The following is a 24,579-nucleotide window of genomic DNA, read 5'->3' on the forward strand; positions in this document are numbered from 1 at the left end:
ACAGAATCAGTACGATATCGACAGGCTTGTGTACACGATGCGCCCAATAGGAGCAGCACCGTATGCTGTTACGTAATCGGTATCGGTAAGGTTGGTACCGCCTACGCTTACCGTGGTACGCAGTGCCGGAATGGAATAGCCGATCTGTCCATCGAGCACCGCATTGCTGTCGATGGGTCCGCGTGCGAACGGCATCTGGAACGTGTATTCGTCATGCCAGCGCAGGTTGGTGTGGTAGGTAAAGTTTCCAATTTCCCCTTCGACGCCTACGTTAAGCTTGTGCTCGGGCGTGTTGAATCCCAACCCAACGGCATCGCCCAGATTGTCGTTGTCGATATGCGACCACGTGTAATTGCCGCGCATCCGAAACGCGTCGGCAAACCGGTACTCCAATCCAAGTTGCGCCCCCTGCGTGGTGATGTCCTGGTCGGCATTGGTCCATACTTGAATCAGGCGCGGACGTAACGGGTCGTCGTCGTTACGCTGCAGGTCATTTTCGGTGATGCGACTGCCATCCTCCTTGCCGATAAACTGTCGCGTGCCAATGAAACCCGTGTACTCACTTCGGTAATAGCTCACGTCCGCAAACAGCGCACCTGCATTGGTCTTATAGCCAACCTCGATGCTCTCCATCTCTTCCACATCGAGCGGGTCGACCTGAAAGAGGGCCTCTTGCTGCACCTGTTCAGCAACCGAGCGTCCCTCGGGGTCTCGCGACGGCGGGTTTACAGCGAAATACCCATCGCCCGCATTGCCGCGCAGCAGCGCTGTGCCCAGATCCAGGTAGATGTACTGGTCGAGCTGGGCGGGCGGACGAAACGCGCTGGCGTAGTTAACGCGGAAGTTGTGCTGACGATTTTCGCCGAGCGTGAGCACGCCCGAAAGACGCGGTGAGAACTGCGTGTCGAAATTGCGGAACGCGTCTACACGGCCTACCGCCGAAAGGCTCAGCCGGTCGTTGAAGAATCCACGTTGCAGACGCAGGAAGCCGCCGTACTCGTCGTTGTCGATGCCATCGCGCACGTCGCGGGTGCCATCGGGATTGATGGGCGAGGCAACTTCGCCATCGGAGAAGAGCGTGCCTGCAGAGGTGAGGCGATACTGCCGGTAGTTGCCGCCCACCGTTGCATCCACAACATCAGACTCGAAGGTGTACTGCCCTTCGGCATGATAGAGCGCCGACTCGATGTCGAACGTGGGGCGTGTCTCTCTTACGGGCAGGTTCAGGGTGGCCGAGCGGGCCGCGTCGAAGCGGTCTTCGCCCGCTTGCGGAAGCACCGACCCGGCGGCGGCCTGGGCTTGCTCAAAGGCTTCCTGAGCCGTAGCTCCTCCATTCATGGCCTGCTCGTACGCCGTGCCGTACACCGCTGCGTAGGCACCTGCGTATGACACGTCATCGGGCAGTTGCGAAGCAACAAGCACCTCGGTAGAGGTCGGATCGGGCCCCTGCACGTACAGTTGCTGGTTCATGACGGCTCCCAGCAGATTGATGTCGTAGCTATCGCCCCCGCTATCGGCGGTGCGGTAACCGCGCATCACCCAGTTGTTGCCCTCCAGCTCCAAGGCATTCGTGCTCACCGTAATGCCGTCCCACCGGAACCGGCTGTTGCTCTGGTAGATGCCTTCGCTGCTGGAAAACCGATACCAGTACGTAGCGCGAATATCGTCGCCCAGCTGCGCACTGACGGTGGGGCTAATCTGCCATGTGCTTGCGTTCATATCGCGGCCTACAAGCGCTTCCTCGCTGTATCCCGGCAGAAAAATGTTGTTGGATGATGGGTCAATGCCCGACGATTGCAGAACATTGGCAGCCTCGGTATTGCTCAGGTTGATAGCGCCGTACCGATTTACAGCATCGTAGCCGCGCGGGTCGTTTACAGGGTTGTTGCTGGGGACGATCTCCTGCGCCTGGGCATTGAAATTACGGCTGATGTATTCATTGGCTTCCATGTAGCGGCCCACCAGCTTAATGGCCACGCGGTCGTCGAAAAAGCCCTGTGCTATCCGGCCCGACACATCGACCAGGTCGCGTGTGCCCCCTTTCAGGCGTAGATCTACGCCCTGATCGTTGATCGGATCGCGCGAGTTCATGATGATAACGCCGTTAAAGGCGTTGGGCCCGTACAGCGCCGAGCTTGCGCCGTGGATCAGATCCATGCTTTCCATATCCACCAGCGGCGGCCCCGAGGTATTGCCGGAGTACACCGACAGCGAAGGGGCAACAAAGTCCACATAATCGGTAAGCTGAATGACGCGCTCCGACTTCGTGCTGTTGAAGCCCCGCGTTGACGGGCTGTTAACGAGCATAGACGAGCGGCTCACATCCACACCCGCCATCGACTCCATGCTCGCCACCAGATCGATGGATGGCCGCATGGTCAGGTCGCGCCCCGACAGCCGCCCGACCGTGACGGGCACCTCCAGAATGCGCTCGTCTACGCGGGAGGCTGACACGATGACCTCTTCGCCCCGTGCAACGGCCTCGTTCATCACAACCTCTAAGTTGCTAACAGGGCCGTTCAGCGGCTGCTCTACGGCCTGAAACCCGATAAAGGAGAAGCGCAAACGAGGCCTCTCGATCTCATCAAAGGGTACGTAGAGCGAAAACGACCCGTCGGCCCGCGATACCGTCCCGCGCTGCGTACCCATTAGCGTAATGTTTACGCCGGGCAACGACTCGCCGGTGCCGTCGAGCACAATGCCCTGCACATTAGCGTCTTGCGCAGCAGCGGGCGCGTTTAGGAGCAGAAGACCAAATAGGAGTGCACATGCCACAATGGCCTGAGCAGTACAACGGAAAACAGCAAGCATAAGAAGGACCGCAGCAGAGCGGTCTGTTGATACAAGGCTACAGATTGGATGCACATGAGGGAGCCCAGAGCGTATAAGCCAGACGCATCTTACGGGAAACGCAGAGGAGCGGCGCACAGAAACGGGCCCGACTGGCTCACACAGTGATCATTCTTTCTTTGCATTATAGCAATCTTAAAGAAAAGGATCAACCCGCGATTTGGAAGGGCGACGCTGTTTCCTGTTTGATAACACACTGCTGGTGTATGTCGATCGGCCTGCTGTGTCTCCGACACGGCCGTGATACCAAGCGCAAACGAACAGGGCAACTTGTGCCGGATTCTTGTGGTACCGATTGCCTCAGGGAGCATTCCATTTAGTACCAATCCGCTTTTTTCTCGTCACCAAACGCACCGCCTATGTCTACGCCCCCCATTGTCAACGTATCGGTCGATGCGCACGTGGCTACGCTCGAAATGAACCGCCCCGACCGGCGCAATGCCCTCAGCCCCGAAATGGATGCGGCACTGCGCAATGCTTTTGCTGATGTGACCGCCCGCGACGATGTACGTGCGGTGCTGCTGAAGGCGGCGGGCTCTACGTTCTGTGCCGGAGCCGATCTCCAGTTCCTGCGCCCCACACCCGATCCTGAAGAAATCCAGCGCCACGTGCTCGACCGCTATGCGCCGCTGGTACGCCAGATCATAGAGGCCCCGCTGCCTGTCGTTGCCGCCCTGAACGGCTCCACCGCCGGGGCCGGACTCGCCCTCGCGCTTGCATGCGATCTCCGCCTCATGGCCGACGATGGCGTCCTGGTTGCCGGGTTTAGCTCGATTGGTTTTGTGCCCGATTCGGGGGTCGCCTACTTTTTGGTGCGCCACCTGGGCTATGCGCGCGCGTTTGAAATGCTTGCGCTCTCAGAACCCGTTCCGGCTACGCAATGTGCCACGTGGGGACTCGTAAACCGCGTGGTGGAAGCTGATGAGCTACATACCACGGCCCAGTCGCTGGCTCACCGCCTGGCTGCTCGTCCTACCAAAGCACTGGGGTGGACGAAAACTTGTCTTCGGCACGCGCAAACGCACTCGCTCGATCGCACCATTGAGCACGAAGCGCTCTACCAGAGTCTCGCTGTGCAAACAGACGACCATGCCGAAGGCGTACAGGCCTTTGTCGAGAAGCGCGATGCGTCGTTTTCAGGGATGTGATCGGGTTGAGGATCTGATCGGCACAGCCCGCCGAGCATTGCCACCCGTTATGCTTCGTTGTTGTGCTCACGAACAAGATCTGAGTACGAGCGATCGACCAGGGCATCGGTCGGGATGTGGAGGTCCTCCATGAGCTCCGTGCACATAGCGTGCAGGTCGGATTCAGAGGCCGTGCCCTCGGTATCTACCGCTTCCAGCTCCACAAACGACCCGAGCCCGGGCAGCTCATCCAAGTGCACCTTCACCTGATCGACCCAGTAGATGGAGCGCGTTTTCTCAACCACAACATCAACGGGCAAGGCGGCTTGCAGTACCGCGTGTACGGCAGCAAGCGCCTTGCCCGGATCGGTTCGCTCAATTTGAGACGGCTTGGGACCGGCTTGATCAGGGCGATTATAGAAGATAATTCCCTGCTCTATGGTCCCTTCGCGCACTTTGAGGCGCCCCTCGGGCACCACAAAGTAGGTATCGCGCTGCGTATCGGTGCCCGTGTAAGCTGCCTCCATGGCCTCCAGCCGCTTTCGAAACGGCTCAAGATCATCCACGCGAACCTTAATTTCAACGTTAAGATGGCGCATCGTAGCAGCCTCCAGTCATAGCAAGTACAGCAGGATACAGGGAGCGTTACTCAAGCACCAGCTCTTCGTCAATCTCCTGAAGCTGCATGCGGGCCAGCGCAAGGTTTACCTTGTTTCGATCGAGCATTACGTACGTAAACACATTCTCATTTTCGTGAAAGATGCGGATCAGGTGGTACTCGCCTTCCAGAGACACCAAAATCTCTTCGATTTGATCGTCCAGCCCGAGCTTGTCGAGCACCGACTTCTTCGTGCGAACGATTTCGGTGTTGGCGGCACCCGCCAGTTCCATATCAACGTCACGCCCACCAGCAGTGCCCAGTGTCATGCCCGACTGGTAGTCAACCAGTGCAGCACCTTTAGCGCCATCGATGTCCATAATGGAGGAGAGCGACTCGCGAATGTTTGCCATAAGACCAGTATTTTCAGTTGTTCGTTAAAAAAGTGTAGGTGTGCAGATCGGAAGCGGCGTTAAAAACGATCTACGCCCTGCTTCCATGAAAGCACGCTTGGTACACGATGCATCTCGTGGCATGTTGCATGGTGGGTCCAAGACGCCTTGAAAATACAGGGCCTGTTTCGTGGATACCCTGCGCTTTCGTCTCGTTGTGTATGATACCGTTATTAGCGCATCTGCCCGGTGTATCTTTCCCACTCGGCTTATCGACTCCTTATCACTTGCCCAGTGCACCACTACCCTGCAGTGCACTGTCGCTTTTGGATAACCTATCTGTAAGAGAACTGAAAAAGCCGCCCCGGCCCGCTCTCCTCGATTGACGTTGGCCGCTGCATTCCGTATGCTTTTTACACACTCAAAGGAATGATTCTTGCGTGTGTCGCAGAGCCCCTACGCGGCGCACCTCCGTTGGTTAGCCGCTGCCTTGATATGCTTGAACTTCATCAGAAACAAGAGCTTCAGCAGAAGCTATCGCCACAACAGATTCAGTACATCAAGCTGCTGCAACTGAATACGCTCGACCTGGAGCAGCGCATCAAAGACGAGATGGCAGAGAACCCGCTGCTTGAAGAAGGCGTCGAGGATGCCGAGCTCGAAAGCCGCGAAGAAGCGGAGACCGAGCAGGAGATGGAAAACGAACTGGAAACCGACGATCCCGACGAGGAGGAGTTCGATCTCGACGAGCTGCTCAACAATCCCGACGACCTCTACGGCTACAAGGCCAACCCCAATCGCGGCGACGAAGACGACGAGTACCGCCGCCAGATGCGCGCCTCGACCTCGCTCGCCGAGGACCTGAACGAGCAACTCAGCCTGCTGAATCTCGACGAGACCGAACAGCTCATTGCCGATCAGATCGTGGGCTCGATCGATGAGGATGGCTATCTGCGCCGCGAGGTAGAGTCGATCATCGATGATATTCTGTTCAACCAGAACGTGGAGGTCACCGAAGACGACGTCGAGGCGGTGCTCAAGCAGGTGCAGTCGCTCGACCCGGCAGGCATCGCTGCGCGCGATCTGCAGGAGTGCCTGCTCATCCAGCTGCGCCGCATGCCCGACGACATTGAGGGGCGCGACATTGCTGTTGCAATGCTGGAGGACCACTACAAGGCCTTCACGATGAAGCACTTCGGCAAACTCAAAAAGCGACTGGACATCGACGATCGCGCCCTCAAGACGGCGTTCGACCTTATTCAGCAGCGCCTTGACCCCAAACCTGGCGAGGGGACCTTCTCCGAAGAGACCAACTACATCACGCCCGACTTTACCGTCCGGTACGTCGACGAAGATTTTGTTATCACCCTAAACGGCCAGAATGCCCCCGACCTGCGCATCTCGCGCCACTATCGTCGCATGCTCGAAAAGATGCGGGCCGAGCAGAAGAAGGAGGAGGAAACCTCATCGGTCGACAAGGAGACGAAGTCGTTTCTCAAAAACAAGTTTGAGTCCGCACGTTGGTTTATCAACTCTATCAACCAGCGGCGGCATACCATGACGCTCGTGATGGATGCCATTGTGCAGCTACAGGAGGACTTCTTTCGCTACGGCGAAGGGCATCTTAAGCCCATGATTCTGCAGGATGTGGCGGACATCATCGACATGGATATTTCGACGGTGAGCCGCGTGGTGAATGGCAAGTACGTGCAGACGGAGTTCGGCGTCTATGAACTCAAGTACTTCTTTTCTGAGGGCTTGGAGACGGTCGACGGCGAAGAGGTCTCGAACAAGGAGGTGAAGGCCATCTTGCAGCAGATTGTAGACGACGAGGACAAGACCGACCCGATGTCGGACCAGGCGCTGGCCGATACGCTGGAGGAACGCGGTTTCAAGATCGCCCGGCGCACCGTATCCAAGTATCGCAAGCAGTTGGGGATTCCGGTGGCCCGCCTGCGCAAGGAGATCGTGCTGGAGGATGAGGAGGCGTAGTGCACTGCGCACGGATCTTTGCCCCCGGGTACTTCGTCATGCACTCCCCATACCGATTCTCTTTTCCTTAACAAAAAGGTGATGCTTATGAAAGGTGCCAAGATCCTCATGCTCGCGGGCGATTTCGTAGAGGACTACGAGATGATGGTCCCGTTTCAAGCGCTGCAAATGGTGGGCCACACGGTGCATGCAGTGTGTCCCGACAAATCTGAGGGCGACGCGGTGAAAACGGCTATCCACGACTTTGAGGGCGACCAGACGTACACGGAGAAGCCCGGCCACAACTTCGTGCTGAACGCGACCTTCGACGAGGTCGACCCGGCCGACTACGACGCGCTGGTGATTCCGGGCGGACGCGCGCCGGAGTATATCCGTCTGAACGAGGACGTGCTTGCGATGGTGCGCCACTTCGACGAGGCTGACAAGCCCATTGCAGCAGTCTGCCATGGCGCACAGGTGCTGGCCGCTGCGGGTGTGATTAATGGCAAGCAGTGCGCGGCCTACCCGGCCTGTCAGCCCGAGGTCGAACGCGCGGGCGGCATGTACACCGACATCGCTGCCGACGAAGTGACGGTTGACGGCCAGCTCGTGACGGCTCCGGCGTGGCCTGCCCATCCGAAGTGGCTGGCGGCGTTTCTGGAGGTGCTCGGCACACAGATCGAACACCGCACTCCGGTAGCAGCATAGCCACACCGGGTTGACGTACCGCGCTTCACTCCGCTGCGCATCGATTCCGGCTTGTGTCGGAGTCGATGCGTCTCTGTTTTGAGCAAGGTGCTCGTCTCACGTATGCCTCCACGGTGCCCCTATGCCAAGCGAGGTTGAGGGCAATTCAGATGCGCCCCCCAACCTACCGTAACGACGCAGGGCCCTGCGTTGTCGGGAGCAATGCGTCGTCATGCGGAGCGGCATCTGCCATGCAAAGTAGCGTGATCTCAACCTCATGCCCCCCGTCTGCATGCGAAGAGGGCTCTACGACGGCGTCCCAGCACGTATCTGTTTAGCAGGCTTCAATGATCGCCTGGGATATCCGCACCCCAAGAGCACTCGGTCACTGCGTTCCCAGCGCTTCGCTTCTGATCCCGGGCTAAGGAAAGACGCAATGCGGAGACCGCTCCTGCCCCCCAATCCGACTCCTGCCCTTCCTCGTCGCATGGCACAAAAAGCATGACCTTCGGCCCCTCCGCCGTGCGACGCAAGCCGGTTAGGGGCACAACAGGCATGACCCTGCGGGCCCCTCTGCCCCGACCACCCCTGATTAGGATACGAGGCGCTGGGACGTCCCGGATGCCTGCACGGTGTATCTGTCCCAAGCGAAGCCGCGGACGACCCAGAAGCGCTCCTCCAACCGACCGTAACGACGCAGGGCCTGCGTCGCCCGGAGCAATCCGTTACCATACGGTCCGGCATCTGCCATGCAAAGTAGCGCGATCTCAACCTCATGCCCCCCGTCTGCATGCGGAGGAGGCTCTACGACGGCGTCCCAGTGCGATCCTTCGATTCGGCTGCGCCTCACTCAGGATGAGAGGCGGCTCTACAACGGCGTCCCAGTGCCCTGGGACGTTACTATGCCTCAAAGGTGCGCCTGTCCCGAGCGAAGCCACGGACGCCCCAGAAGCGCCCTCCAACCGACCGTAACGACGCAGGGCACTGCGTCGCCGGGAGCGATGCGGTGCCATGCGGAGCGGCATCTGCCCATGCAAAGCAGCGCGATCTCAACCTCATGTGCCCCGTCCGCATGCGAGGGCGGCTCTCTAACAGCGTCCCAGTGCCCTGGGACGTTACGTATACCTCAAAGGTGCGATTAAAGGCCGACAAAAGTATTGCGCAAAACGAACGCAGCTTCGCATTTCAATGCCTCAAAGGTGCGATTAAAGGCGTAGAATTGCTGCTCGGATAGCTCGACTTCGAGGGATTTCAATGCCTCAAAGGTGCGATTAAAGGGTCGTGACCCACGTGCGCCCGCCCTCTACGAAGGCTTATTTCAATGCCTCAAAGGTGCGATTAAAGGTCACGTCCTCCACCTGGAAGTGATCGTAGTCATTTTTATTTCAATGCCTCAAAGGTGCGATTAAAGGCATCCGTCGTACACCACCGCAGCTGTCACCACGCGGATTTCAATGCCTCAAAGGTGCGATTAAAGGTGGCTGGGTCGACGCCGACCACCACCTTCGTAAGCTATTTCAATGCCTCAAAGGTGCGATTAAAGGACGGGTGTCGTGGTCGCATATAGCACCCAGCCGCACATTTCAATGCCTCAAAGGTGCGATTAAAGGCCTGCTGGAATATGCAGTTTAGCCCGCTTAGATGCAAATAAGCCGCGATTCGGCGATGATTGGGCGCGCCCGATGTCGTCACCCTCCGGTAGTGTGCAACCCCCAGGGGGGCCGACGACATCCGCTAACTCTTTGATCCTACGCTGCATATCCATAAAAATTAGGATGTGGCACGGTGGTTGTGGAGAGCGTTTTCCCGAAAATGGACGTAGGCCGACGACACATCGGCCCTCAGCGGCGCTGTGGGCGGGGTCCTTGTTTGGGGTGTTCCACTGCGGTTTTAGGACCTGTAGGCGGTCCGTGGATCGTTTTTAAACAGTGCCTCCCCAACCCTCTGCAGAATAGTTTGTACACGCCATAGACCTACTTTTTAGATACGCTCAAGTTTTCATGCCTCCCCCTGCTGCCTGGACCGATGCCTACCTTGGCGTAGGAGCCAACCTGGGCGACCGCCGTGCTCAAATCGACCAGGCGTTGGTTCAGTTGGATGCGCAGGCCGGGGTATCCGTCGAGCGGGTGTCGTCGGCCTACGAGAGTGAGGCCCATCGGCGTGCCGGTCAAGAGGCGGTGCCTGCGTTCATTAACGGCGTGGTTCACATCCGTACCGCGCTGTCGGCCCATGCGCTGCTGCGCGCGACTCAGGCGCTGGAAGAGCAGGCCGGGCGCTCGGCATCGGCCCCACGGTGGGCCCCGCGTCCACTGGACATTGACCTGCTCATGGTGGGCACAGAAACGGCCCGCACCGAGCGCCTCACGCTTCCGCATCCCCGCGTACACGAGCGGCGGTTTGTGCTGATGCCCTGGGCCGAGCTGGCCCCGAACTTGTGGGTGCCCGACCCGTTCGATGCTACCGTTCAAAACTTGCTTCAGACCTGCTCCGATACCCACGCCTTACACCGGCGGTCGGGGCCTCTGGCCCGCTCCCTATTCCCCACGTAAACGCTCCGTCTCGCTCGTGTCTGTATCTGACCTGCCCTCCGACCTCAACTACATTGTCATTGAAGGCGTCATCGGAGCAGGAAAGACGACCTTAGCGAAGCTTATGGCCAATCGGTTTGATGGGCGCCTGGTGCTGGAGCAGTTTGACGACAATCCGTTCTTGGAGCGCTTCTACGACGACCGTGCACGCTGGGCCTTTCAGACGCAACTCGCGTTTCTGGCGAGCCGTTTTCGCCAGCAGAAGGAGCTGGGGATGCGCGACCTGTTTCACCACCTCACCATCAGCGACTACGCGTTTGATAAGGACCGCATCTTTGCGCACCAGAACCTCTCGGGCGATGAGCTGCAGCTCTATGAGACGCTCTACGAGCACATGGAGCCTGCTACGCCCACGCCCGACCTGATTGTGTACCTGCAGTCGTCCACCGAACGCCTCATGCAGAACATTGCCAAGCGCGGGCGTCCGTACGAGGAAGACATGGACCCTGACTACATTGCATCGCTGCACGAGGCGTATAACCACTACTTTTTCCACTACACCAAGAGCCCGCTGCTCATCGTAAACGCTGCTGAACTTGACTTCGTGGAGCACCAGGACGACCTGGATGCCCTGCTGGGCCATATTACGACCGTCGACGCACAAGGGACAACGTACGTCCGTCATCCGTAGCACACGTGTACCTGCCGTCTACGATGCGAAGTGGCGTCCCCGAATGGAGTATATTATCACGGCCCTTATTGTCTACTTTGTCTTGCAGGTTGTGGCCAACCTGGTGCGCATCTGGCGTGGATACAACGGGCAACACCCCTCGAACGATTTCTTTGGGATGCCGCGCAACGACCGCGAGCCCGAAGATCGGCTTGCGCGCAAAGATCGCGAGTCGCCCCGGTTCTGGGGGCGCGACGTTGAGGACGTGTCGTGGACCGACGTGTCGGTGGATGACGAGCCTGTAGACAGCGAAGAGCAAACGCCGGTGTCGTAGCTCACGTAGCCTCCTGGTTTTTCTGCTTAGCGCGGGCCAAAGCGAAAGGTGATGACCGTTTCGGTAGCCACGGGCTGCCCGGCGTCGCGCGCCGGACGGAAGCGAGCCCGCCGTGCGGCGTTCAGAGCGGCTTCGTCCAACCCGTAGCCGAGCGTGGGTGTGGGCTGTTCGTTGCCATTGGCATCGACCTGCCACCGCGCACGGATTGTCGCGTCTTGCACGACGCCCCGGGCATCCACCTGCACCTGCACCGCGATACGCGCCCGTACGTCATTGCGGCGGGCGGCCTCGGTATAAGTGGGCTGCGGCACGCGCAGCAGCCGCGCTGTGGTGGCGGGCTGGGCCCGCGCAACGGCCTCTTCGGCCTGCCCGTCGCGGCGCTCGGCATCGTCGCCCGGCTCCACGATGTCGAGTGAGGTGTCGCTCCAGTCGATCTCCTCGTTTACGACGACATCGTTGGGGACTACCACCGGCGGCAGTGGAGCCGGTGGCGGCGGCTGGCGGCGTACGTCGTGGTCGGTTGGCTGAATCTCTTCGAGCTGGATGCGATCAGTCGCACTGTCGCTATACAGGGCGTTCGGAGTCGCCTGCGGCACCGGCCACCACCGCACCAATCCCACACAAAGCAGCAACGCCGCCATGCCGCCGCCGAGCACACGCAGCCGGTACGTGCTCGATGCCCGCCACGATGTGTCTCGTTGACTCATGTGCTGCCTTGCTTGTGTGCAATTATTGCTGCTGTGCGTAGTTCACTGCTGTACGTATGGATCCTGGCTCGCCGTTTATGTGGTACTGTGAGGTGAAACACAGGATCTGGCACCGACGGTGCCGATAGCGTTCGGTGCAGGTTTCCTTCCTCCTTTGTTGATCGCCGCCTTGTGGCAGAGTGCACGGTCCTGACATCCCCCATTCCCTCACGCTGTTCGGGCGTTTCCCCCTTCGCGAAGGGGGAAATGTCGCGCAGCGACAAAGGGGGATGCCCAACCGGGAAGGACCATCGAAAAACCCGCACACTGCGTTAATTATACCTTCGCCGTGGACGCAAGCGGTCCCCGGCTGTGGGAAATCTCTGTGGGCGAGCGGCACAGCATACGGCGGCTTATCTCACAACCTACAACAGCGGCACGGCTTCCAGCCGTTCTTTGAGGGCACGTGCCATAAGCAGTATTTCTCTTTACGGGCCCATGTGGTGAGTTATTCCCCGTGTGCATTACGGCACAAAGCAAGACATGCAGTTCCCGAATCGATGAACATCCTGCAAATCTACCTGTGCGGCTTGCGGAACGTCGGCCTACCTGCTACGTTTGTCGATGGAAATTATTGATGACTCCCCTTATGCCTGCATCTGCGCCCCCTGACCTGCTCTTGTTGCTGTGGCATGCGCTGTCGACCCGACAGGGCTGCCGCCCTCCCCGTTTTGTTTACCTTTCCGTCATTGGCGGAAAGGTTTTTTTATGCGCTCAGGCTACGGAAGTCGCTCGATTTCTCTTCGTTTCTTGTTGCTTCCAGCAATCCCTCCCTGGCTATGCCCTCCGAATCCCCTGCCACGCTTGCTCTCTCCGACGGAACGGTTGTGACCGGCTGTGCGATCGGCCAGTGCGGTACCACGCGCGGCGAGCTGTGCTTTAACACCAGCATGACCGGCTACCAGGAGATCCTCACGGATCCCTCCTACTACGGCCAGCTCGTGATGATGACCTACCCGCACATCGGCAACTACGGCACCACGCCCGCCGAAAACGAGTCGCACGCGCCCAAGGCGTCGGGGCTCATCGTGCGCTCGTGCACCAACACCCCGAGCGGACCAAAAGGACGTTCGGCGCTGGATGCGTATCTGGCGCAGCATGGCGTGGTCGGCATTACTGATGTCGACACGCGGGCGCTCGTTCGCCAGATTCGCACCGATGGCGTGCTGAATGCGGTCATCGACAGCACCGGTCTCGACGCCGACACGCTCGTAGCCCGGGCCCGCAACTGCCCCGACATGGCCGGGCGTGCCTATGCGTCCAAGGTCACCACACAGTATGCCTACACCTACAACCGCGACAACGGCCCCACCGTTGTGGTGGTCGATTACGGCGCCAAACGCAGTCTGCTCGACGCCTTTGCCCAGCGCGGCTGCACGGTGCATGTGGTACCCGCCGCTACGCCGCTCGACAAGCTGCGCTCGTATGCGCCCGACGCGCTCTTTCTGTCGAACGGGCCCGGCGATCCGCGTGCCATGCCCGAGGCCATTGCTCACGCTCGCTCCGCTCTCGAATCCAACCTCCCGGTGCTCGGCATCTGCCTGGGACATCAGCTCATGGCGCTGGCGCAGGGCATGGACGTCTACAAGATGCGCGTGGGCCATCGCGGAGCCAATCAGCCGGTCAAGAATCTGATGAGCGGGCGCGTCGAGATTACCACGCAAAACCATGGATTCGCTGTGGATGCCGGTTCGCTCCCCGATCAGGGCGCGGTCGTTACGCATCGCAACCTGAACGACGACACGATCGAGGGCTTGCGGTATCCCCAACATAAGGCGTTCTCGCTGCAATACCATCCCGAGGCGTCGCCTGGGCCGCACGACAGCGATTATCTCTTCGATGCGTTCCTGGAGATGGTTCCCAATCGCGCTCCCGCTCTTCGCACTGCCCGCCACGGTCTCGCCGTTGCGGGTTAATTTTTGGGATGCACCTGCGTTTTCCCTGCGACCGAACTCTGATTCTCTGACTACCGCCTCCGAATCCCCCAATGCCCAAACGTACCGACATTGACACGATCCTGCTCATCGGCTCCGGCCCCATCGTCATTGGTCAGGCGTGCGAGTTCGACTACTCGGGTAGTCAGGCTGCGCAAGCGCTCATGGACGAGGGCTACCGCGTGGTGCTGGTGAACTCAAACCCCGCCACCATCATGACCGATCCCATGATGGCCGACGAGGTCTACCTGCAGCCGCTCACCGTCGAATCCATTACGCGGATCGTCGAAAAGGAACAGCCGGATGCGGTGCTGCCCACCATGGGCGGCCAGACCGCACTGAACCTGACCGAAGATGTGCAGAAGGCCGGCGTGTGGGCCGAGCATGGCGTGGAGCTGATTGGCGTGGACCTGGACGCCGTGCAGCGCACCGAGGACCGCCAGCGCTTCCGCGACCTCATGGAAGAAGTGGGCCTGGACCAGGGGCGTAGTCAGACGGCGAAAACCGTAGACGAAGCTGCTGCTGTGACCCGTGATTTGGGCGGCCTGCCCGTCGTCATTCGTCCGTCGTACACGCTGGGCGGCTCGGGCGGCGGTATTGTACGCACCGAAGACGAGTTCGAGCGCATGGTGTCGCGCGGACTGGAGATGAGTCCGGTGCACCAGGTGCTCATTGAGGAGTGCCTGTTCGGATGGAAGGAGTACGAGTTAGAGCTGCTCCGCGACGCCAACGAAAATGTCGTCATCATCTGCTCCATCGAGAACGTGAACCCGATGGGCGTGCACACGGGCGATTCGGTGACGGTGGCTCCGCAGCAGACCCTCACCGACCGCCAGTACCAGGCCATGCGCGACGCCGCCATCAAGGCGATGCGCTCCATCGGCACGTTTGCGGGCGGGTGCAACATCCAGTTTGCGGTGGATCCAGAGACCGGGCGCATGATCGTGATCGAGATCAACCCCCGCGTGTCGCGCTCCTCGGCGCTGGCCTCCAAGGCAACGGGCTATCCCATCGCCAAGGTCGCGACGCGGCTGGCCGTGGGCTATACGCTCGACGAGCTCCCGAACGAGATCACCGGCACCAGCGCCTGCTTCGAGCCGTCGATCGACTACGTGGTCACGAAGATTCCGCGCTTTAACTTCGACAAATTCGAGGGCGTCGACGAAGCGCTCACCACGCAGATGAAGGCCGTGGGCGAGGTGCTTGCGCTCGGCCGCACCTTCCCCGAAAGCCTGCAAAAAGCGTGGCAGAGCCTGGAGATTGGCTATCATGGCCTCGGCGCCGACCGTCCTGTGCCCGACCGCGACACGGTGCGCGAACGGCTGGAACAGCCGTACTGGGATCAACTCCTGCACGTGCGCCATGCGCTCTACCACGACGCCTCGGTCGAAGAAATCCACGACGTGACCAAGATCGACCGGTGGTTTCTGCGCGGCATTGAGTCGATCGTCGAGATGGAGCGGCAGATCGCCACACATACGCTCGATACACTCCCGAACGACCTGCTGCGCGAGGCCAAGCGCTACGGGTTTTCGGATGCACAGCTGGCCTTCTTGCTTGCCGGTGACCTCGACGACGACACCGTCCGTGCGCATCGCAAAAAAGCCGATATCACGCCGTCGTTTCTGGTAGTGGACACCTGCGCTGGCGAGTTTCCTGCCGACACGCCGTACTACTACTCCAGCTACGATGCCGGCAACGAGCGCCCGTCCTCCGACCGCGACAAGGTGCTTATTCTGGGCAGCGGCCCCAACCGCATCGGGCAGGGCATCGAGTTCGACTACGCCTGCGTGCATGGCGTACGCGCGGCGCAACAGATGGGCTACGAGGCGCTCATGCTCAACTGCAACCCCGAAACGGTCTCGACCGACTTCAACGTGGCCGACGGCCTCTTTGTGGAGCCGGTCTACTGGGAGCACATCATGAACGTGATCGACCACGAGCAGCCCGAGGGCGTCATCGTGCAACTGGGCGGGCAGACCGCACTGAAGTACGCCAGGCGTTTCAAGGAGCACGGCATCCGCGTGCTGGGCACCGATCCCGTCGACATGGACCGCGCCGAGGATCGGGGACACTTCTCTGCGCTCTTGGAGGAGCTCAACATCCCCTCGCCGCCGTACGGCATGGCGCACAGCATCAACGAAGCCGTGCAGCGCGCATCCGACATCGGCTACCCGGTGCTGATTCGTCCGAGCTACGTGCTGGGCGGCGAGGGCATGCGCATTGCCCATACGCCCGCCGAAGTGAAGCGCCATGTCGCCTCCATCTTGCAGCGCACGCCCGACAACGCGATCTTGCTCGACCGCTTCCTGGAAGGCGGCATTGAGGTCGATGTCGACGCGATTTGCGACGGCACCGACGTGTGGATCAGCGGCATCCTGGAGCATGTGGAGCCGGCGGGGGTGCATTCGGGCGATTCGACGGCGGTGCTGCCCCCGCACAGTCTCCCCGCCAATGTGCAGGACACCATTCGCGATTACGTAGAGCAGTTGGCCCGCGCGCTCAATGTGCGCGGTCTATTAAACGTACAGCTCGTGGTGCACACCGATACTGTGTACGTGATCGAAGCCAATCCGCGTGCCTCGCGCACCGTGCCATTTGTGGCAAAAGCCACCGGCGCGCCCGTCGCGGCCATTGCCACGCGGGTCATGCTGGGGGATACGCTGGCAAATCTGCGCAACGAAGGGCTGCTCGATTCGCACCTCACCGGCTACGCGCTGAAGCGCCCCGTCTTCTCGTGGGACAAATTCCCGGATGTGAAGCAAGAAGTCGGTCCCGAAATGCGCTCCACCGGCGAGGCCATCGTCTTCACCAACGAGATGACAGAGGAGCACCTCGCCCAGCCCTACCCGATGCGGGCGATGACGGTGGCGGGGTAGGTCAGTCGCTACGTCGGGGCAGCAGAGGAACTTATCCCGAACGCTTTCAGCGGCACCGTTCGTCCTAAAAATCGCATTTCTTATCAAGGTCACCCCCTGAAAGGAGTGTCTCTAATTGCTGATGCAGCACTGGAACTTTTGTTTGGACAATATCCCATACAATTTGGTGATCCACACTATCATATCCATGGATTACTCGGTTACGAAGTGCCACTATTCGAGGTAAAGCTGGAATATCGGATTTGAGTCCTTCTTTCAGTTCGTCCGCTTTACCAAGGGCTTCCCCAATAATTTCGAGTTGGCGCTCCACGGCTGAACGCAGCATGAGATTGCTCTCGTATGCTGCAAAGTCAGTATTGGAAGTAAAGTTTAAGATCGCCTGACAAGCATTTTTGGCGTCAAGCAGCCGTTTCTTCACGGCGTTGGTCATAGATCACTTGGCGGGTCGCATCAACGGACGTTCGAAAGTACGGGTTGGAAATAGAACGTTCTGTAATCAAGTCTACAGGGCGTTTGAACAGGTCCTCAAGCGCTTCGGCAAAATCCATGTACCGGTCCGCGTATCCCGGTGATGTGTCGGCGAAGCGTACGATGAAGTCAAGATCGCTCGATCCACGATCAAAGGCATCGGACATGGCCGACCCGAACACCTCCAGCCGCTCCACACCATGCGTACGGCAGAGATCACGAAGCTCCGATTTGTGCTGTTGGATCGGTCCAGGCATCCCTTTCCATTGAATAGATGAGTGCAGTCCACGCAGTGCTATGGCCGCTACAAGACGCGTCCCGTGGCATCACGTTTCCTCCCCATCGGCTCGACGTGCAGCCCGGCGGGCGCGGGCGTCGGGGCGGGCCTCGGCATCCAGCTTGGTGTCCCAGTCTACATTACGCAGGGTGTCGAGCTGGTCGTAGGCCGTTAGATCGAGCTGCATCGGCGTTACGGCCACATAGTTGTCATCGATGGCAGCCAGATCGTTCTCGGAGCCCTCGTCCAGGTTCACAAACGTACCCGAAAGCCAGTAGTACGGACGGTCGAGCGGGTCGGTGCGGGCCACGAAGCTCTCTTCCCACCGCGCCTTGGCCTGCCGGGTGATACGCACGCCCTCAATCTCCTCGAAGGGCAGTGCCGGAATATTCACGTTCAAAAGGGATCCAGCCGGCAGGCCCTCGTTGAGCACATGCTGACTCAGCATCCGCGCGTAGTAGCCCGCCGCCTCAAACTCGTTCGACGACCACGAGCAGAGCGAAAATGCAATCGCCGGGTAGCCCATAATGGCCGCCTCCGTAGCTGCGCTTACCGTGCCCGAGTAGAGTACGTTAACCGCCGTGTTCGGGCCATGGTTGATACCGCTCACCACGAGGTCAGGCGGCGTATCCAGTAGTTCTTGCCCCGCCAGCTTCACGCAGTCGGCAGGCGTTCCGGCAATGGACCACGCCTTGGTGGGGCCGGAGGGCACCTCGAACCCGTACGACTGCGCACGCACCGGGTCCCGCACGGTGATGGCATGGCCGACTGCGCTCTGCTCGCTCTCGGGCGCTGCAATGATAAGATCGCCCAGCCCGTCGAGCGCCGAGGCCAGCGCTTGAATGCCGGGTGCGTCAATGCCGTCGTCGTTGCAGATGAGGATGCGCGGGCGGCGCGTGTTGTTGGAGGCAGACATGCCAGTCGGTCGGTTGGGGCAGAGGACACAAGGAATGCGACGCGGCTACTCGTAGCTTTCGTCGTCATTGGGGAAAGAGCGGGTGCGCACACTGTTCACATAAGTTTGCACCGCCTCGGTGATGGTTTCGTCGAGGCGGGCAAAGCGTCGCACAAAGCGTGGGTGGAAGTCGGTTGTAAGGCCCAGCGCATCGTGCGATACGAGCACCTGGCCGTCGCAGTCGGCCCCGGCCCCAATACCAATGGTAGGAATATCCAGCGTTTCGGTGACCTTCTCGGCCAGCGAGGCCGGTATCTTTTCGAGCACGAGGGCAAAGCAGCCCGCTTCTTCCAGGGCTTGAGCATCGTCAATGAGGCGCTCGGCTTCTTCTTCGGCCCGGGCGCGGACCTTGTACGTGCCGTAATTGTGGATGCTCTGCGGCAGGAGGCCCAGGTGACCCATCACCGGAATGCCTGCGGAGATGATGCGATTTACGGTGGGGAGCACGTCGTGCCCGCCCTCCAGCTTGACCGCATGGGCCTCGGCCTCTTTCATAACGCGGATGGCGGAGGCCAGCGCTTCCTTGGAGTTCCCCTGATAGGATCCAAACGGCAGATCGACCACGACGAGCGCCCGCTGGATGGCGCGGATGACGCACTGCGCGTGGTAGATCATCTGGTCGAGCGTGATGGGCAGCGTGGTCTCGTGACCAGCCATCACATTCGAGGCCGAGTCGCCGACCAAGAGCACATCGGTGCCGGCCTGGTCAAGGAGACGCGCCGACGTGTAGTCGTACGCCGTCAGCATGGCGATAGGCACCCCTTCGGCCTTCATATTTTGGAGGGTTTGCGTGGTCACGCGCGGCACGTCAGCCGGGTCGGGGCGGATGGTTTCGGTGCTCATGGGCGGCAGGGCTACAGAGAAACGGTACGAACATGAGGGCGCAGCATCAGGAGGGCGCAACGTGCAGATGGAGCACGCAGTGTACGGAGACACCGTGGCCCCATACGCAAACAGCCGGACCTCCAGAAGGAGACCCGGCTGAGGGGCAGTACATATATGCTCAACGATGAGCAGCGCTTAGTTGGTTCCGCCACCACCCATTGGGTTTTCGGTGTCGAGCGACGGTCCGGGATCGGCTTCGGTTTCGTCAATTTCGATGCCCAGGCGGCTGGCCACGTCGCGCGTGATGTTGACCACATCGCTGGTAGATCCATTTACATAGAGAAGCGCCTGTTCACGCAAGACCAGATCAAGGTTTTGCTCAGACGCTACTTCGTTAATGGCCGTTTGTAGCTCTTCAAGCAGCGGCTGCATCAACTCCATTTCGCGCTGGGCCAGCTCTTGCTCGGCCTCTTGCTGCGAGCGCTGCAGTTCGGCTTGCATCTCACGGAGTTCAGTTTCCCGTTCTTGCAGACGCTCATCCGAGAGCAGGCTCTGCTGTTGCTCATAGCGCTGCACTTGCTCTTGAAATGATTGCTGCTGCTCTTGCAGATCGCCTTGCAGGCGCACCGTTTCTTGCTGCAACTGTTCTTGCACGTCTTGGATGCCTGGCATATTGGCGAGTACGGCTTCTTGGTTGGTGAAGCCGATACGCTGCTGTGCCTGCACGTCGGCCGTGCCCCAGGCGGTTAGCAGCAGAAGCACAAGAGCGGGAACGAAATATCGGTTAGACATAGTGGATCGGTTGAGTTCGCAAAGTATCGAGCGCAGGCGCTCTGTGCACCTGCCAGTGCGCACCAAGCTCCTGCGCACAGCGCAGGGCAGCTCGGGTTGCGGCATCAGTTGTTCGAATCCGAAGGGGTGTTGGGGTTATCAATGCCAAGTTCAAGGATGACATCTTCGGTCAAGTTATGTTGAGGACGCGCATACATGAATAGGTATTCACCGGCGGTGTCGAACACGTAATCGTACCCGGCAGCCTCGGCAATGCCTTCCACAACTTCGAGCACGCGCTCCTGCAACGGACGCATCAGCTCTTGCTGACGCTGAAAAAGCTGGCCCTCAGGGCCAAAGTAGTCGCTACGCAGGCGTTCCACCTCGCGGCGGGCCTCGCGGATACGTTCTTGCTGGCGCTCGCGCTCGTCGGGCGTGTAGAGAAGCTCACGTGCCTGAAATTCTTCCACCAGGCGCTGCACCTCCTCTTCTTGCGACTGAATCTCGCTGCGCCACTCCTCTTCAAGCTGCTCCAGCTCTTGCTGTACCGATGTGTACTCCGGCATCTGCTGTAGCACCTCGTCGGAGTTAACGTAGGCGATTTCTTGCTGTGCGGCAGCAGGCCGAGCCAACGCGAATGCGGCACATCCCCATATGCAAAGAACAAGTAGTGATGTATAAACGCAGCCCTCCGTCCGGTATTGTCTGCTCATAGCTGCAGATTGCAAATTCATGATCGGCAGGCGGAATTGAGTGCGGCCGGGTGTTCAAGGTCCTATTCCAAGAGCAGCCATAGGTGACTATTGCTGTTCGGCTACTGCCGCTGTTGTCCCTGTCCGAGCGAGAACTGGAAGCGCCATCCCGGCACGCCAGATTCACCGCTCTGGAAGGGCACAAAGGTGTCGAAGTTATAGCCGTAGTTAAACTCGATCATGCCTACGATGGGAAGGAACAGCTTAACACCAACGCCTGCCGAGCGGTACAGCTCAGAGGGGTTGTAGGTGTTAAAACCATCCCACGTGTTGGCCGCATCGAGGTAGAGGTAGGGCGCCGCTTGTAGCTGTTGCGACTCGACGGCCTTTACCCGAAACTCGGACGTGTACTTGTTCAGAATGCGTCCTCCAACCGGGGTCACCTGCCCCCGAAGCGTTTCGCGAGGTCCGATCACGCGGGCTGGGTAGCCACGCATCGTTACGGGCTCGGTCCCAAACTGATAGCCGCTAAAGTCGAAGAGTGTGCCCCCTACTTCGAACCGCTCAAAGGAGACATTCTCGCCGGTAATCGAGCCGATGTAGCCAAAGTTGGTCCCGAACCCAAACGAGAAGCGCTCGCCAACAGGAATATTCCAGTTGGTGTTAAATCGCCACTTGTGGTACTGCACCAGGTCGCCAATAGGCGGAGCGATCTCGGCGGACAGGCGGATGCGAGAGCCCTGACGCGGAAACATGGGGTTATCCAGCGAATTGCGCGTAAGCGCTTGGCTGTAGGTCACGGTCTGGTTCACGCCCTCGGGCAGACTCGAAAGCAGCCCGCGGTCGTTACGCCAGTACTGGTACCCCACCCCAAACGATAGGTTGAAGTTGTCGTCGGGCCACGTAAGGCGGCGCTCAAAGAACAGGTTCGAGCTGATCTGCGTGAAGGTGCCGTCACGCGAGCGGGTCGGCCCGATAGATACTGGTTCACGCGAGAACTGCGTGAACGACACCGATCCGCCCACCGGGTTCGGGCGTCCGCGGAACCACGGCTCTGTGAAGGAGAGCGAATAGCTCTGGAAGAAGGTGCCGTTTGTGCGAATGTTGATGCCCAGACGCTGTCCGTCGCCCGAAGGGAGCGGACGCCACGCACTGCCATCAAACATGCTCTGGGTCGAGAAATTATTGAACTGGAAGCCGAGTTGCAGAACCAGCCCGAAGCGTCCCCATGTGCCCGAGAGTTCCAGCTGGTCGCTACCGACTTCTTCGAGGTTGTACGTCAGGTTGACGCGGCGCTCGCTGTCGTCCACATCAAGGGAAGGACCAGCGCCGAGCGACTCTTGGCTGAAGTAGTTCAGCTGCATCAGGCGGCGAATAGACTCCTGGATTGCGCTTCGGCTAAAGGTCTGGCCCGGCACCGTGTACAGTTCGCGGCGCACCACATGGTCTTTCGTCTTGGTGTTGCCTGCAATCGTGATATTGCCAAAGTCGTACGTATCGCCTTCTCGAATGTCGATGTCAATATCGAGCGAGTCTTCGCCCACCACCCGAATGGACGGCTGCGCATTGAACTGCAGGTAGCCACGGTCCATGTAGAGGCCCGCAACATCGGACCCCTCGCGATTGCCCTGCAGATTTTCTTCGAGACGGCGCGTATTGAACACATCGCCCTCTTCAAAGCCAAGACGTTGGCTTAGCACTTCATCGGGATAGATGGTATTACCGGCCCACTCAATGTCGCGCACGTAGTACTGTGTGCCTTCTGTAACCGAAACCTCCAGCACAACATCGCCGTCGTCCGTTTCACGCGTCTCATATCCGGTGATGCGCGCGTCGTAGTATCCATTTTCGCCATAATAGTCGGTGACCATATCCAGGTCGTCGGCCAGCGCATCAGGATCAAACGTCGCGTTGCGCCAGAAGCGCCACCAGCTACGCGGCTTGTTCTCTTCAAACTGCTTGCGCAGGTTGCGGTCCGAGAAGGCCTCATTGCCCTCAAACTCGATCTCGTCAATCTTGACTTTGTCGCCTCGGTCAACCTGCATCACCACGCGCATCTGCCCGCTGGGCAATGTATTGCGGACGATATTCACGTCCGCGTTGAGGTAGCCGTCTTCTGCATAGTGGTCCTTGATGATCTGGACGGAGCGCTCGATATCGCCCGGCCGCACGGGGCGTCCGAGCAGCAGCGGAAGGCGGTTTTCGACATCGCTTCGGTCGCTGCGATCCATGCCTTGCAGACGGAGCTCGCCAAGACGCGGCTCCGGAAACACCTCGATGACCAGTCCCACACTGTCTTCCGTACGATTCTCTTGATAGATGCGCACGTCTGAGAACAAGCGCAACTCATAGATCGCACGGATAGCCTCAGCAATGGCCTCGCTACGCGGCAGTTGGATGGACTGCCCTTCGCTGAGTCCGCTGGTCTGCGCCACCAGGTCGCGGGTTCGGGCTTCGGCCCCCAGCACGCGCAGCGAAGCTACAGTAAGGCTTGTCTGCTCCTGCATCGCAGGTTCGGCGGTTTCAGGCGGTCCGCCCTGCGGAACAGGAGACGGCGGTTCGGGCTCGACCTGTGCATGGGCGGGCCCGGCCTGGCCGGCCAATAGCACGAGCAGCGCAACAGACGCGGCCCATCGAACGCGGGTCATCATGCAAGTTGAAGTCGCGGTCACAACAAAGGGCTGTGGTGGAGGAAAACAGCAGAGGAGCGTACCCGGCATAACGGATGCAGGGCATGTGTTCGTATATCGGTACGTGGGCCCGCACGTTGCATGGAAACATGCAGTGGCGCTGCCCATCGCAGGGTGCTACGTGTCGGAGGCGTAGGTTGTATGGCCATTAACAGGCACTTGTCCAAACCGGCGGTCGCGGTCTTGGTAACTGCGAATCGCCTCATACAGTTGCTCGCGGCGAAAATCGGGCCAGTAGCAGTCTGTGATGTACAGTTCCGAGTAGGCACTCTGCCAGAGCATAAAGTTGGAAAGCCGGTACTCGCCGCCGGTGCGAATGAGCAGATCTGGATCCGGAATAGATCCTGTATCGAGCAAGCCACTCACAATGCTCTCGTCAACGTCTTCCGGATCTAACACCCCGTTGGCCACCATTGTAGCCAACTGGCGAGCGGCCTCGGTCATGTCCCACCGTCCGCTGTACGAGAGTGCCAGGACGAGAGTAAGCCCAGTGTTCGAGGCCGTTTTGCGCACGGTTTTCTGTATTTCGCGCTGGCAACGCTTCGGCAACTGCGAGAGATCGCCGATGGTCTTCATCCGCACGTTGTTCTCCATCAGATTGGGCCGTTCCTTACGTACGGCATGCGCCATCAGGCGCATGATCGCTTTCACCTCAATGGCGGGGCGCTCCCAATTCTCGGTGCTAAAGGTATAGAGCGTTAGGTACTGGATGTCAAGCTGCGAACACGCCTCTACAATGTCGCGCACCGATTCGACCCCCTCGTAGTGTCCGGCATACCGCACCTGACTACGCTGTTGGGCCCAGCGCCCGTTTCCGTCCATAATCGCCGCCACATGCTGTGGCACTTCCCCTCGCTTGTGCAACAGCTCTTGCAATTCTGCGTCGTTGTCCACGTTAGCTGGCGGGTGATGGATAGATAACAGACGATCGGATGCGGGCCTTGTTGACCTCCGCACGGCGGCTGCCAGAAGGCAGCCATGCGCCGAAAACGCAGTGGTGCATACAGCGCGGCGGAATGGCACTCTGCGTTACACGTATTTCCAATGTATCTGCACGAACAGGGGCAAGCAACGTTTCATCCAACGCCCCATCATCTGTATGCAGAATCATCCAAGCTGCACGGGACTTGCGACGCGCATGCCGGTGTCAGGCGTTTCGTAGCGCTTGTTAATGTGCGCGACCCC

The 24,579-nt window shown here is 59.6% G+C and carries 20 protein-coding genes and 1 CRISPR repeat array; of the genes, 8 read left to right on the top strand and 12 right to left on the bottom strand.

Translation table 11 applies throughout. The features are described from left to right. Window positions 1–6: 6 nt before the first annotated feature. Window positions 7–2,811, bottom strand: coding sequence for a TonB-dependent receptor (locus CRI93_RS08700; RefSeq protein WP_098062234.1), 2,805 nt, complete (start codon window positions 2,809–2,811; stop codon window positions 7–9). A gap of 398 nt (window positions 2,812–3,209) precedes the next feature. Here CRI93_RS08700 and CRI93_RS08705 point away from each other — a divergent pair, with 398 nt between their 5' ends. After that, on the top strand, window positions 3,210–3,998 hold the full coding sequence (locus tag CRI93_RS08705; RefSeq protein ID WP_098062235.1) for an enoyl-CoA hydratase/isomerase family protein: 789 nt from the start codon (window positions 3,210–3,212) through the stop codon (window positions 3,996–3,998). A 47-nt stretch (window positions 3,999–4,045) separates the two neighbouring features. Here CRI93_RS08705 and CRI93_RS08710 read toward each other — a convergent pair whose 3' ends face one another. Both CRI93_RS08710 and CRI93_RS08715 read right to left on the bottom strand, forming a co-directional pair. Further along, window positions 4,046–4,576: a class IV adenylate cyclase gene (locus tag CRI93_RS08710; RefSeq protein WP_098062236.1), complete on the bottom strand. Its 531-nt coding sequence runs from the start codon at window positions 4,574–4,576 to the stop codon at window positions 4,046–4,048. Window positions 4,577–4,622: 46 nt separating this feature from the next. Continuing rightward, the gene (locus tag CRI93_RS08715) at window positions 4,623–4,988 is read right to left on the bottom strand and encodes a hypothetical protein (RefSeq protein ID WP_098062237.1); all 366 of its coding nucleotides are present in this window, start codon (window positions 4,986–4,988) and stop codon (window positions 4,623–4,625) included. A 474-nt stretch (window positions 4,989–5,462) separates the two neighbouring features. Here CRI93_RS08715 and rpoN point away from each other — a divergent pair, with 474 nt between their 5' ends. From rpoN to CRI93_RS08740, 5 genes are all read left to right on the top strand, one after another. After that, complete coding sequence (rpoN, locus tag CRI93_RS08720; RefSeq protein ID WP_098062238.1) at window positions 5,463–6,959, top strand: RNA polymerase factor sigma-54; 1,497 nt, start codon at window positions 5,463–5,465, stop codon at window positions 6,957–6,959. An 87-nt stretch (window positions 6,960–7,046) separates the two neighbouring features. Beyond that, window positions 7,047–7,646, top strand: coding sequence for a DJ-1/PfpI family protein (locus tag CRI93_RS08725; RefSeq protein WP_098062239.1), 600 nt, complete (start codon window positions 7,047–7,049; stop codon window positions 7,644–7,646). A 1,094-nt stretch (window positions 7,647–8,740) separates the two neighbouring features. Beyond that, window positions 8,741–9,235: direct repeats of the CRISPR family, unit length 30 nt; unit sequence ATTTCAATGCCTCAAAGGTGCGATTAAAGG. Between the two features lie 390 nt (window positions 9,236–9,625). Beyond that, entirely contained in the window at window positions 9,626–10,174 is a 549-nt protein-coding gene (gene folK / locus CRI93_RS08730) for a 2-amino-4-hydroxy-6-hydroxymethyldihydropteridine diphosphokinase (protein ID WP_098062240.1), read from the top strand. 16 nt (window positions 10,175–10,190) lie between these two features. After that, window positions 10,191–10,844, top strand: coding sequence for a deoxynucleoside kinase (locus tag CRI93_RS08735; protein WP_245850423.1), 654 nt, complete (start codon window positions 10,191–10,193; stop codon window positions 10,842–10,844). A gap of 43 nt (window positions 10,845–10,887) precedes the next feature. Continuing rightward, window positions 10,888–11,157, top strand: a complete 270-nt coding sequence (locus tag CRI93_RS08740) for a hypothetical protein (RefSeq protein WP_098062242.1) — start codon at window positions 10,888–10,890, stop codon at window positions 11,155–11,157. A gap of 26 nt (window positions 11,158–11,183) precedes the next feature. Here CRI93_RS08740 and CRI93_RS08745 read toward each other — a convergent pair whose 3' ends face one another. Further along, window positions 11,184–11,864: an energy transducer TonB gene (locus CRI93_RS08745; protein WP_098062243.1), complete on the bottom strand. Its 681-nt coding sequence runs from the start codon at window positions 11,862–11,864 to the stop codon at window positions 11,184–11,186. A gap of 818 nt (window positions 11,865–12,682) precedes the next feature. On the opposite strand from CRI93_RS08745, the gene carA reads away from it, so the two are divergent. Beyond that, window positions 12,683–13,819, top strand: coding sequence for a glutamine-hydrolyzing carbamoyl-phosphate synthase small subunit (carA, locus tag CRI93_RS08750; protein WP_098062244.1), 1,137 nt, complete (start codon window positions 12,683–12,685; stop codon window positions 13,817–13,819). A 71-nt stretch (window positions 13,820–13,890) separates the two neighbouring features. Beyond that, a complete protein-coding gene (gene carB, locus CRI93_RS08755) occupies window positions 13,891–16,716 on the top strand; it encodes a carbamoyl-phosphate synthase large subunit (protein ID WP_098062245.1) in 2,826 nt (941 codons plus the stop codon). A gap of 64 nt (window positions 16,717–16,780) precedes the next feature. Here the strand turns inward: carB and CRI93_RS08760 are convergent, their stop codons facing one another. The 8 genes from CRI93_RS08760 to CRI93_RS08795 form a co-directional block, all read right to left on the bottom strand. Beyond that, window positions 16,781–17,146, bottom strand: coding sequence for a HepT-like ribonuclease domain-containing protein (locus tag CRI93_RS08760; protein ID WP_098062246.1), 366 nt, complete (start codon window positions 17,144–17,146; stop codon window positions 16,781–16,783). Beyond that, window positions 17,115–17,441, bottom strand: coding sequence for a nucleotidyltransferase family protein (locus CRI93_RS08765; protein ID WP_098062247.1), 327 nt, complete (start codon window positions 17,439–17,441; stop codon window positions 17,115–17,117). The genes CRI93_RS08760 and CRI93_RS08765 overlap by 32 nt, the downstream gene beginning before the upstream one ends. A gap of 69 nt (window positions 17,442–17,510) precedes the next feature. After that, window positions 17,511–18,377 carry a 5'/3'-nucleotidase SurE gene (gene surE, locus CRI93_RS08770; protein WP_098062248.1) on the bottom strand — a complete coding sequence of 289 codons (867 nt, stop codon included), beginning with the start codon at window positions 18,375–18,377 and terminating at the stop codon, window positions 17,511–17,513. 45 nt (window positions 18,378–18,422) lie between these two features. Further along, window positions 18,423–19,259, bottom strand: a complete 837-nt coding sequence (gene panB, locus CRI93_RS08775) for a 3-methyl-2-oxobutanoate hydroxymethyltransferase (RefSeq protein ID WP_098062249.1) — start codon at window positions 19,257–19,259, stop codon at window positions 18,423–18,425. A 177-nt stretch (window positions 19,260–19,436) separates the two neighbouring features. After that, entirely contained in the window at window positions 19,437–20,033 is a 597-nt protein-coding gene (locus CRI93_RS08780) for an OmpH/Skp family outer membrane protein (protein WP_176521798.1), read from the bottom strand. 104 nt (window positions 20,034–20,137) lie between these two features. Beyond that, the gene (locus CRI93_RS08785; protein ID WP_176521799.1) at window positions 20,138–20,644 is read right to left on the bottom strand and encodes an OmpH/Skp family outer membrane protein; all 507 of its coding nucleotides are present in this window, start codon (window positions 20,642–20,644) and stop codon (window positions 20,138–20,140) included. Between the two features lie 182 nt (window positions 20,645–20,826). Then, window positions 20,827–23,355, bottom strand: a complete 2,529-nt coding sequence (gene bamA / locus CRI93_RS08790) for an outer membrane protein assembly factor BamA (protein WP_245850425.1) — start codon at window positions 23,353–23,355, stop codon at window positions 20,827–20,829. A 156-nt stretch (window positions 23,356–23,511) separates the two neighbouring features. Continuing rightward, the gene (locus tag CRI93_RS08795; RefSeq protein ID WP_245850426.1) at window positions 23,512–24,288 is read right to left on the bottom strand and encodes an undecaprenyl pyrophosphate synthase; all 777 of its coding nucleotides are present in this window, start codon (window positions 24,286–24,288) and stop codon (window positions 23,512–23,514) included. Window positions 24,289–24,579: the final 291 nt, after the last annotated feature.

Origin of the sequence: Longimonas halophila (assembly GCF_002554705.1) — a bacterium.
GTDB classification, from domain to species: Bacteria; Bacteroidota; Rhodothermia; order Rhodothermales; family Salinibacteraceae; genus Longimonas; species Longimonas halophila.